The sequence below is a fragment of the Steroidobacter sp. genome (genome assembly GCF_016790065.1).
Lineage (GTDB): Bacteria > Pseudomonadota > Gammaproteobacteria > Steroidobacterales > Steroidobacteraceae > Steroidobacter.
The window spans coordinates 1-1,538 of sequence record NZ_JAEUPY010000504.1; the positions used below are offsets into that span (position 1 = coordinate 1).

Here is a 1,538-nt window from a genome sequence, read left to right on the forward strand (position 1 = left end):
TGGCCCCGTAGGAGTTGATGTCCGTGGTCTTGCGGCCGGCCTTGTGTACCACGCCGCCGCCGAAGCCGAAGCCTCGCCACGCGCCTTGCTGGAATTCATAACTGCTGAACAACGACGCGCCAAACTTAGGTGCGTTGGAGGGCTGCACGCCTTTGAACTCCCCCTGCGTATATTCGGCGTCCATCGCGGCCAACGAGCCGTACACCTCCCAGCCACGCACCACCTCGCCTTGGAAATCGAACTCGATGCCCTTGCTACTTTGAATGCCAACCAGGCTCACATACGGAGTACCGGCAATGCCCTGAGCGATGTTGGTCCGCTCCATCTTGAACAGCGCGGCGGAGTACGAGAACTTGTGCTCGGGCACGTCGGCCTTGAAACCCACTTCGACGGCCTTGCCGATCTCGGGATCGACCGCAGCCCCCGACGGCAGCGTGCCGGACTGCGGCTCGAACGTCGTTCCATAGCTCGCGTAGAGGTTCACTGCCGGAGTGATCGCAAACGTCAGGCCCGCCTGATAGGTAAACGCGTCTTCACGCAGCTCGCTCTCAGCGCCGAGCGGGCTAGCGAAACCGCAGCAGCCGATCTGATTTGCATTCACGTCATGCGAATAACGCGTGCCTAGAGCCAGCGTCACCCGATCCGCCGGACGCAGCATCGCCTGCGCTGTTACGCCTTGCATGCGGTGATTTCGCTTCACCCGCACTGTGGTCGGAAAATCGGCCTGCGCGGTTGGAATGTCGAGCAACGAATAATCAGGATTGAAGATGCTGAAGCCACTGACCGAGCCCGGAACATAGTTCGCGGATTGACTGAACAGCGACCAGTCCTCCTCCGCGAAATCCATACCGACGAACAACGTGTGCTTTCTGCCGAACGCTTCCACGTCGCCGAACAGATTCACTTCGCCCGAATAAGTGTCGGAGTCCAGGTCCCGCGCATAGGCGAGCGTATCCGTGAAGCCGTTACGATCGGTACCGAACATCAGCACGCCGTTGTTACGGGCATCGATGCTCGCGAGCTGCAAGGAACCGCGTAGCTTCCACGAGCCGATGTCCTGATCCAACATGACTTGCGCGATGGTCGCTTCCTTTAGCGCATCGTTCGATGGCGCGTTGCCCGTGCGCGAGCGTGGTACGTCGGGAATGCGAAAGTTGCTCGCCACCAGCTGCGCCGGATCACCCAGACTGGTGCCAAGAAACTGCGCACCAATGCCGAAGTACGGAGCGAAATCGAAGCGCTGATAGTTCACGCGCGCCGTGATCGTCGTGCCTTCGACCGGCGAGTACTGCAGCGTCGGAGCGATGATCGTCCGATCGTCGTGCGCGAAGTCGATATAGGAATCTGCCTGCTGATAGGCGCCGACCAGCCGGTATTTCAAATCGCCGTCGCTGCTGATCGGTCCGTAGAAATCCACTTCACCGCGATATTGATCGTAGCTGCCTACTTGCAGCGCCGCCGACCCGCCAAACGTATCCTTGGGCATCTTCGAGATGGCGTTCATCGTGCCGCCGATCGAGTTCTGCCCGTACAGCGTG

Annotated in this window: 1 protein-coding gene; it reads right to left on the reverse strand. The window is 60.1% G+C overall.

The window, feature by feature from the left end:
• Positions 1-1,504 (reverse strand): TonB-dependent siderophore receptor (locus JNL55_RS20930; protein ID WP_293858321.1); only part of this gene is annotated, 1,504 nt, incomplete at its 3' end.
• Positions 1,505-1,538: the final 34 nt, after the last annotated feature.